Source organism: Salinimicrobium oceani (assembly GCF_012037645.1).
In genome coordinates, this window is sequence record NZ_JAAVJR010000436.1 from 1 (window position 1) to 502 (window position 502).

Below are 502 nucleotides of genomic sequence, written 5' to 3' on the forward strand. Positions count from 1 at the left end.
TGCCCAGAGATCTTCCCTGAAAACAGCTTCTCCATCTATAGCTTCCAGATTAGCTGTGATCCTATCCTGCAGGTTTTGGATGTAGGCGTAGAATTTTTCTTTCATTTGAGTTTTTCTATAAAAATTAAATTTTCTCTTTCTTCTTCTATTTCTTGAGGACTTCCCACCTGAACTGCTTCATTTGTCATTTGTTGCAGAACAGCAATTACATCAATTTCTTTTCCGCAGGAATTTAGAAACAAATTGCGTCCTATCCTGTTGTTATGAAGATCCATTCTTCCTGCAAGGGCTTCATTCGGAGACAGCCGCTCATGAAGATCTGTTATTTCCTTGCTCCAACTCACCGATTTTTCCTCAGACCCGGCAATATTTAAACAGTATTTACAGATCAAATAATTCCACAACGCGTGACGAAAGGCATTTGTCCTGTTGTCCTCGTGATGCAGTTGACCATACAGGCGGTTACATATTTCCACCGTTTTGTTCGTTGCGTTATAAGTGG

1 protein-coding gene and 1 pseudogene are annotated in these 502 nt (G+C 40.2%); both read right to left on the reverse strand.

The features are described 5' to 3' along the window. Positions 1 to 105 (reverse strand): annotated as a pseudogene (locus tag HC175_RS24365) (oxygen-dependent coproporphyrinogen oxidase); the annotation flags it as partial. Continuing rightward, a partial coding sequence (locus HC175_RS17600) for a DUF6973 domain-containing protein (RefSeq protein ID WP_209310060.1) occupies positions 102 to 502 on the reverse strand: 401 nt, incomplete at its 5' end. The gene HC175_RS17600 and the pseudogene HC175_RS24365, both read right to left, overlap by 4 nt.